Here is an 8,382-nt window from a genome sequence, read left to right as displayed (position 1 = left end):
AATCAGCGATTTACTTGGGGAATGTGGGTGTAGAACTTGTTGATCCAGGGCGGCACGATAAGCAGCGGCGTGCGGAGAACGGTTTCGGTCGTCGGCGTGTACTGAATGAGCTGCATCACCTCATTCTGATAGATCACCTTGCCCGGCGTCAGCGCGAGGTCCTTGCCGATCTCAAGATTGGCCGCGGACTGGCGGATTTTGAGCGTTCCGTGTCCGGCTTCAATATCCTCCGCCAGCATTGTCATGCCGCGGACGAGGTTGTCAGCGTTGCTCGACAGGGTCTGGCGCAACACTTCCGGATTGGTCAGCACGAAGTTGGAAGGCGAAATCGCGTTTGTGACCTGCTGAACGTAAAATTCCGCCTTCTTGCGGGTATGCGGATCGAGGCCGTCGGCGTTCTTGACCAGATCGTTGGCACACTGCGTAGTCAGCAAATAGGCCTGCATCACGAAATCGAAAAACTGGTTCGATTTCCACTCGGGGTCCTGGAAGCGCTTGTCGCGCGGCGAGGGATCGGCAGCGCGTGATGTCGCCTCGCCGGACAGGCGGCGTGCGGCGCTGGTCAACAGATCCAGGTAAGCCTTGCCCAGCTTCGCCTGAACGCTGGCAGCGCGGTCCTTGTCGGAGAGCCAGTACTCCGCCACGGACGTGAACGTCTTCACCAGCTCATTCAGCTCGCCCGGCGGACGATCCTTCGCTTCGCCGTTTTCGCGAGGCTTCAGATAGGCGGAGAGGGCGCGGCCGCTTGTTTCAAGAGCACGCGCAAGATTTGTGGAGAAGGCTTCCGGATCGAAGCTTTTCGCGGCGCCGGAGTCCCCGGACTTGGTGCTTAGCAGAGTGTCACTCATCGCTTGCTTCTAAACTCTTGTTTCAAACCGCGAACGCTGTGAGTTCGCAATATCATCATGGCATAGTTCGGATGGGCCTGCTGATTTGCATGTGCTGCGCTGCGACATGATTAATACTTCGGTCATATTAGGGCCTCATGAACGCGATCTGCTTTGCAGCGGCTGTTGGTCGGGAGTTAACGCTTTCCGCCGATGTTGAGTTCAGATCGCCTGCATTTCACAGAGCAGGAATCGTGCCGATTTAAATCAGGGGACGTGACAATTTCTGTGCGACGCCACACGCATCCGCTTCGGCGCTCACCGGTTTTGGCCAGCGTGATGCTGCTCGGCATTGCGCTGGGCGGTTGCGCATCCACGATCGCTGATGCGCCCCTGGTTGGGCTGCCCGCCAACACGCCTGCGCGGCCCGCGGCCCCGGCCGAATATCTCCCCGTGCATGATATTCCTGCTCCACGGCAGGAAAGGGTGCTGGATCAGGCGCAGCAGGACAAACTGGAGAAGGATTTGCTGTCAGCCCGGGACAGGCAGGCGTCCGGTGCCCAGGCCGCCCAGCGGCGCAGCAATTAAGATTTGCACTTCGCCGCAACCCCCGGTTGGTGCTAAAAAGACCACGATTCAATCGCAAAAATGCAAATTCTGGTGCGGGGTCCCCCGCATTGCGCTCGAATTCGCTTAATATGCTGAAATTCCGCGTCTTCTAACCGCCGTACCGAATTCCACTTCGGTGCAAAACACGTTACTGATCTCGTCGTTATCGCCGGTTTTACCGGCTTTCGGAGCCCAACCCATGGAAGAGTTTTACCGTATCCGTCGTCTGCCGCCTTACGTGTTCGAGCAAGTCAACCGGGCCAAGGCGGCCGCGCGGAACGCCGGGGCCGATATCATCGACCTTGGCATGGGAAATCCGGACCTCCCGACGCCTCCGCATGTGATCGAGAAGCTCAAGGAGACCCTCGGCAAGCCGCGAACCGACCGGTATTCGGCGTCGAAGGGCATCACCGGCCTGCGCCGTGCGCAGGCCGCCTATTACGAGCGCCGTTTTGGCGTGAAGCTCAATCCGGAAACCCAGGTCGTCGCGACACTTGGTTCCAAGGAAGGCTTTGCCAATGTCGCACAGGCGATCACGTCACCGGGTGACGTGGTGCTGGTACCGAACCCGAGCTATCCGATCCACGCCTTCGGCTTTCTGATGGCGGGGGGGGTGGTTCGCTCTGTTCCTGCCGAGCCGACGCCGGAGCTGTTCAGCGCGCTCGAGAAAGCGATCATTCACTCGATCCCCAAGCCGATCGCGATGATCGCGTGTTATCCTTCAAATCCGACGGCCTATGTCGCGTCGCTTGATTTCTACAAGGATCTGGTCGCTTTCGCGAAGAAGCATGAGATCTTCATTCTGTCCGATCTGGCCTACGCAGAGCTGTATTTCGAAGGTGTGCCGCCGCCGTCGGTTTTGCAGGTGCCGGGCGCGATCGACGTCACCGTCGAATTTACCTCGATGTCGAAGACATTCTCCATGGCCGGCTGGCGCATGGGCTTTGCCGTCGGCAATGAGCGGATCATTGCGGCACTGACCCGTGTGAAGTCGTACCTCGACTATGGTGCGTTTACGCCGGTGCAGGTCGCTGCGACCGCAGCGTTGAACGGTCCGCAGGACTGCATCAAGGAAATGCGCGACACCTACCGCAAGCGCCGCGACGTGCTGGTGGAAACCTTTGGCCGGGCAGGCTGGGATATTCCGCCGCCTGCGGCTTCGATGTTCGCCTGGGCGCCTCTGCCGGAGAAGTTCCGCGAGGTCGGCAGCATGCAGTTCGCGACGCTGATGGTGGAAAAATCCGGTGTCGTCGTGTCGCCGGGCGTCGCCTTCGGCGAGCATGGCGAAGGCTATGTCCGCATCGCGATGGTGGAAAACGAGCAGCGTATTCGCCAGGCAGCCCGCAATATCCGGCGCTTCCTTGAAACTGGCGTTGAATCGTTGCACAACGTGGTTCCGCTCGCCAATCGGCGATAATTTTCCGGCAGGTTTTCAGTAAGATGGTCGCACCACTCAAGGTGGGTATTGCGGGCCTCGGCACCGTGGGTGCCGAGGTAGTCCGCCTGATCGAAAGTCAGGGCAGGGCCTTGTCGACGCGGTGTGGCCGTGGCGTCAAGGTTGTCGCGGTATCCGCACGTTCGAAAGCAAAGAAGCGCGGTCTCGATCTGCGCGGGATCGAATGGGCCAAGAACCCGCTGGCCCTGGCCAGTGATCCGAAGATCGATTGCTTCGTCGAACTGATGGGCGGGGCCGGCGAGCCGGCCCTGTCGACGATCGAAGCGGCGCTCCGGAACGGAAAATCGGTGGTCACCGCGAACAAGGCGCTGATCGCCAAGCACGGATCGCGCCTTGCTGCGCTGGCGGAAAAACACGGGGGCGCGCTGAACTACGAAGCCGCAGTTGGCGCGGCAATTCCCGTCATCAAGACGCTGCGCGAAGGCCTTGCCGGCACCGACATTCATCGCGTCTACGGCATTCTCAACGGCACGTGCAATTACATCCTGACGCGGATGGAACGCGAAGGATTGTCGTTCGCGGAATGCCTGAAGGATGCGCAGCGGCTCGGATACGCCGAGGCCAATCCATCGTTCGACGTGGACGGACACGACACCGCACAGAAGCTCGCCATTCTCGCGAGCCTGGCGTTCGGGACCAAGGTCAATCAGAGCGCGGTCTATGTCGAAGGGATTTCGTCCATCGCGCCGGAAGATCTGCGCGCCGCCGAAGAGCTTGGCTATCGCGTCAAGCTGCTTGGCGTCGCGGTGCGCACCGAGTCCGGCATCGAACAGCGCGTGCATCCGACCATGGTGCCGAAGTCATCCTCGATCGCGCAGGTGATGGACGTCACGAACGCCGTGACCATCGACGGCGAGGGAATTCCGCCGATCACGCTGGTGGGCCCTGGCGCCGGCGGTGCTGCGACCGCCTCTGCCGTGCTTGCGGATATTGCGGATGTGGCGCGAGGAATTCGCGCGGCGCCGTTCGGGCGGCCGGTCGAGAAACTGAAAACCACGACCAAGGCGCCGATGAAGCGCCATGAGGGCGGTTATTACATTCGCCTGATGGCGCGCGATCTTGCGGGAACTGCCGCGACCATCGCGACGCGTCTTGCCGAGCAGAAAATTTCCATTGAATCGATCGTCCAGCGTCATCCTGATGGCGCAGTCGAGCCGGTAAATACACGCGGCAAGCCATCCCCGGTGCCGGTCATCCTCATCACGTACGCAACCACTGAAGATGCGGTGCGCCAGGCCCTGCATGCCGTCCAGCAAGATCGGGTGATAACCGGCCGTCCGCAGGTCATCCGCATCGAAAAGAACTGATAGGGTCCGGTCAGCCGGGTCCATCGCCACGTTTGTTGTCTTGGGAGTTAGCCTATGTCCGTTACGATTTCCGTTCCGCCGCAGCTTCTGCTGGAACGCATTCTCACACTCGAAATCGTTCGCGTGACTGAGCGCGCTGCGGTGTCCGCCGCGCGGCTCCGGGGCCACGGCAACGAAAAGGCTGCCGACCAGGCTGCGGTGGACGCGATGCGGCGCGAACTCAACAAGATTCCAATCCAGGGTACGGTGGTGATTGGCGAGGGTGAGCGCGACGAAGCGCCGATGCTGTTCATCGGCGAAAAGGTCGGCTCCGACGCCGGTCCGGAAGTTGATATCGCTGTCGACCCGCTCGAGGGCACGACCCTTTGCGCCAAGAACATGCCGGGCGCGATTGCGACCATGGCGATGGCGGAGGGCGGCACGCTTCTGAATGCGCCGGACGTCTATATGCAAAAAATTGCGGTTGGGCCGGGCTATCCTAAACACGTGGTCGATCTCGACGCACCGCCAGCTGAGAACATCCGCCGTCTTGCCCGCGCCAAGGACGTTCATCCGTCGGCGATCACTGCGTTGGTGCTGGATCGTCCGCGCCACGCCGATATCATCAATGCGATCCGCTCCACCGGTGCGGCTGTTCGCCTGATTACCGACGGCGACGTTGCCGGCGTCATCCACACCGCCGATCCCGACAACACCGGGGTCGATATCTACATGGGCACTGGCGGCGCGCCGGAAGGCGTGCTGGCTGCGGCTGCGCTGCGCTGTATTGGCGGCCAGATGCAGTGCCGCCTCATTCTCGATACCGGCGAGAAGCGCGAACGCGCGACCAAGATGGGTATCCAGGATCACAACATGGTCTATGGCATCGAGGACATGGCGCGCGGCGACTGTCTGTTCGCTGCAACCGGCGTGACGGATGGTTCGCTGCTGTCGGGCGTCAAGTTCCGCAAGAATGTCATCGAGACCGAGACCGTCGTGATGCGCTCCGTGACCGGTACGGTCCGTATTATCAAGGGCGAGCATCGCCAGTTCGAGAAGTTCCACCTCGACTAAGCAGGGAAATCCCATGACCGACCGCGTTGTCATCCGGCCGCTTCGCGTGGATGAGCGCGAGGCGTGGGAGCCGTTGTGGGAGGGCTATCTCAAGTTCTACAAGGCCTCGGTTCCGGCCGAGACAACGGCTGTGACATGGCAGCGCTTTCACGATGACGCCGAGCCGATGTATGTGCTCGGCGCGTTCGTCGACGGCAAGCTGACGGGCATCGTCCATTTCCTTTACCATCGTTCGTGCTGGACCGTCGGCAACTACTGTTATCTGCAGGATCTGTTTGTGAACGAAGGTGCACGCGGCCACGGTGTCGGCCGCAAGCTGATCGAAGCTGTCTACGAGAAGGCAAAGGCCGACGGCGCAAGCAGGGTGCACTGGCTGACCCAGTTCGAGAATGCGCGCGCACAAATCCTCTACGATGAAGTCGCCGACCGGTCGGGCTTCATGCAGTACCGCAAGATTTTCTGAGAGGTCCGATGTCCGAGATCAAGGCGCTGCTGTTCGATGTCTTTGGCACCGTGGTCGACTGGCGAACCAGCCTGATCGACAATTTCACCGCATGGGGCAAAACGAAGGGCCTCAAGGGCGACTGGACTGCGCTGGTCGACGGCTGGCGCGCCGCGTACATGCCGTCGATGGACGAGGTCCGCAAGCATCCCGAGCGCGGCTTCGTGATCCTTGATGATTTGCAGCGGCAGTCGATCGAACCGCTGGCTGCGAAGCTGGGCATTACCGGGCTGACCTCGGCCGATTTCGACTATCTCACCCGCGGATGGCATAGCCTCAATCCGTGGCCGGACAGCGTCGGCGGCCTGACGCGCCTCAAGACGAAGTTCATCATCGGGCCGCTGTCCAACGGCAACGTCGCTCTTCTGACCAACATGGCGAAGCACGCCGGTTTGCCGTGGGATATTGTGCTGAGCGCGGAGGTGTTCGGTCATTACAAGCCCGACCGAGAAGCTTATCTGGGCGCGGCGAAGATTCTGGGCCTGACGCCAGGTGAGGTGATGCTCGTAGCCGCGCACAACAACGATCTCGAGGCGGCGCAGTCATTCGGCCTGAAGACCGCATTCGTTCCGCGCGTGACGGAGTATGGTCCGCACCAGAACCGCGATTTCAAGGCCGATGGAAACTGGGATTACGTCGTCAAGGATTTCAACGATCTGGCTGACAAGCTCGGCTGCTAGGTCGATTACTGCGAATCATTGAACGCTGACGCTTCGTGCTTACCTGCGGAAGGCATCATGACGCTCCCTGCATCCGCATTGCCTGTTGAGGACAGTCCCGCTTTTCTCGGCGTGAGGCAGTCTGCGACCGGCCGCGTGTGGCGGGATCGGCTCGATCCGCGCGGCACGGCGAAGGCGCTGGCCATTACGCAGCGTTATCAGGTGCCGGAAATGCTGGCGCGGATTATCGCCGGGCGCGGCATCGACATCGATGCCGTTGAGGATTTTCTCGACCCGACCATCCGCAAGCTGCTGCCTGATCCGCTCACAGTTACCGAGATGGAAGTCGCGGCAAAGCGCATCGCCGACGCCGCCTCGCGCGGCGAGAAGGTCGCGATCTTCGGTGACTATGACGTGGACGGCGCGACCTCGGCGGCACTGCTGACATGGCATCTGCGCCACTGTGGACTGGATCCCCTGATCCATATTCCCGACCGCATCTTCGAAGGTTATGGCCCCAATGTGGAGGCGGTGCGCGGTCTCGCGGGCAGGGGCGCGACGCTGCTGGTCACGGTCGATTGCGGGACCACGAGCATCGAACCGCTGGCGGAAGCCAAGCGTCTCGGCATGGACGTGGTGGTGATCGACCATCACCAGTGCGGTGACGAACTTCCGATTGTCGATGCATTGGTCAATCCCAATCGCCCCGATGATCTGTCGGGGCTCGGACATCTCGCCGCCGTCGGCCTTGTCTTTGTGACGCTGGTTGCGGTGAACCGCGAACTGCGCGCCCGCGATTTCTGGAGTGATGTCCGGCCCGAACCCAATCTGCTGGATGCGCTCCATCACGTTGCTCTAGGCACCGTCGCAGACGTGGCGGCGCTGACCGGTCTCAACCGCGCCTTCGTCGCGAAGGGGCTGATCGCCTTGCGCCGCCGCGATCATGTCGGTCATACCGCGCTGATGGACGTTGCGCGGCTCAGCGGCCCACCGGAAGCCTGGCATCTCGGTTTCATGCTGGGGCCGCGCATCAATGCCGGGGGGCGGATCGGACAGGCGGACCTCGGCGTGAAGCTTCTTTTGGAAGGCGATATCTCGGAAGCGGCGAGGATTGCCGCCGAACTCGATCGCCTCAACACCGAACGCCGCGTCATCGAGCAGATGGCCGAGGCGCAGGCCGAGGCCGAGGCGCTGGCGTCGCTTGGTCTTGATGACAAAGGCTCGGTGATCGTAACCGCGTCCGAGGGCTGGCATCCGGGCGTCGTGGGTCTGGTGGCATCGCGACTGAAAGAGAAGTTTTTACGTCCCGCATTCGCCATCGCGCTGGAGCCGGGCGGGATCGGCACCGGATCGGGCCGCTCCATTCCCGGTGTCGATCTCGGCAAGGTCGTGCGCGAGGCGGTACATGAAGGAATTCTTCTGAAAGGCGGCGGCCACGCCATGGCGGCGGGCGTGACGCTGAAGAAGGAGCGGCTCGCGGAATTCCGCGCCTTCGTCGAGACTGCGCTCGCAGCGACGGTGGCGGATGCGCGGCACGCAAATGAGTTGTTCATTGACGGGGCCGTCAGCGCTCGCGCGGTGACGACTGATTTTGTGCACACTATGAATCGCGCCGGACCATACGGGGCGGGCAATCCCGAACCGCTGATTGCACTGCCGTCACATCAACTGGTTTTCGCGGATGAAGTCGGGCAGGCGCATCTACGTCTGCGCTTCAAGTCGGGCGACGGCGCGTTCGTCAACGGGATTGCATTTCGTTCGATCGGCCAGAAGCTCGGCAATGCGCTGATCGAGAATCGCGGTCAGTTGCTGCATGTCGCGGGATCGCTCACGGTTGACCGCTGGCAGGGCTCCGAGCGCGTGCAGATGCGTGTGACGGATGTGGCGGTACCAGATCCGGGACCGAACGTTATTCGATAATCTCGTCGTTTGCGAGGAGCGCTTGCGACGAAGCAATCCATTCTTCAAA

7 protein-coding genes and 1 pseudogene are annotated in these 8,382 nt (G+C 61.5%); 7 read left to right on the top strand and 1 reads right to left on the bottom strand.

The annotated features are described in order from the left end of the window. Nucleotides 1–29: 29 nt before the first annotated feature. A pseudogene (locus I554_RS0104030) lies at nt 30–848 on the bottom strand (class I poly(R)-hydroxyalkanoic acid synthase); the annotation flags it as partial. Between the two features lie 318 nt (nt 849–1,166). On the opposite strand from I554_RS0104030, the gene I554_RS0104025 reads away from it, so the two are divergent. From I554_RS0104025 to recJ, 7 genes are all read left to right on the top strand, one after another. Then, complete coding sequence (locus I554_RS0104025; RefSeq protein WP_051358566.1) at nt 1,167–1,415, top strand: hypothetical protein; 249 nt, start codon at nt 1,167–1,169, stop codon at nt 1,413–1,415. Between the two features lie 220 nt (nt 1,416–1,635). Beyond that, the gene (locus I554_RS0104020; RefSeq protein WP_024577823.1) at nt 1,636–2,853 is read left to right on the top strand and encodes an LL-diaminopimelate aminotransferase; all 1,218 of its coding nucleotides are present in this window, start codon (nt 1,636–1,638) and stop codon (nt 2,851–2,853) included. Nucleotides 2,854–2,876: 23 nt separating this feature from the next. Continuing rightward, on the top strand, nt 2,877–4,199 hold the full coding sequence (locus tag I554_RS0104015; protein WP_024577824.1) for a homoserine dehydrogenase: 1,323 nt from the start codon (nt 2,877–2,879) through the stop codon (nt 4,197–4,199). 54 nt (nt 4,200–4,253) lie between these two features. Beyond that, nucleotides 4,254–5,252 carry a class II fructose-bisphosphatase gene (gene glpX / locus I554_RS0104010; RefSeq protein WP_024577825.1) on the top strand — a complete coding sequence of 333 codons (999 nt, stop codon included), beginning with the start codon at nt 4,254–4,256 and terminating at the stop codon, nt 5,250–5,252. Nucleotides 5,253–5,265: 13 nt separating this feature from the next. Continuing rightward, nucleotides 5,266–5,715 carry a GNAT family N-acetyltransferase gene (locus I554_RS0104005; protein ID WP_024577826.1) on the top strand — a complete coding sequence of 150 codons (450 nt, stop codon included), beginning with the start codon at nt 5,266–5,268 and terminating at the stop codon, nt 5,713–5,715. Nucleotides 5,716–5,723: 8 nt separating this feature from the next. Continuing rightward, nucleotides 5,724–6,434 (top strand): haloacid dehalogenase type II, encoded by a 711-nt coding sequence (locus tag I554_RS0104000; RefSeq protein WP_024577827.1) that lies wholly within the window; start codon nt 5,724–5,726, stop codon nt 6,432–6,434. A gap of 57 nt (nt 6,435–6,491) precedes the next feature. Next, the gene (recJ, locus tag I554_RS0103995; RefSeq protein ID WP_024577828.1) at nt 6,492–8,333 is read left to right on the top strand and encodes a single-stranded-DNA-specific exonuclease RecJ; all 1,842 of its coding nucleotides are present in this window, start codon (nt 6,492–6,494) and stop codon (nt 8,331–8,333) included. Nucleotides 8,334–8,382 lie beyond the last annotated feature (49 nt).

Origin of the sequence: Afipia sp. OHSU_II-C1 (assembly GCF_000497575.1) — a bacterium.
Taxonomy (GTDB): Bacteria; Pseudomonadota; Alphaproteobacteria; order Rhizobiales; family Xanthobacteraceae; genus Afipia.
Note: the sequence above shows the minus strand (reverse complement) of the source record. Positions and strands in the feature narration are given on the sequence as shown.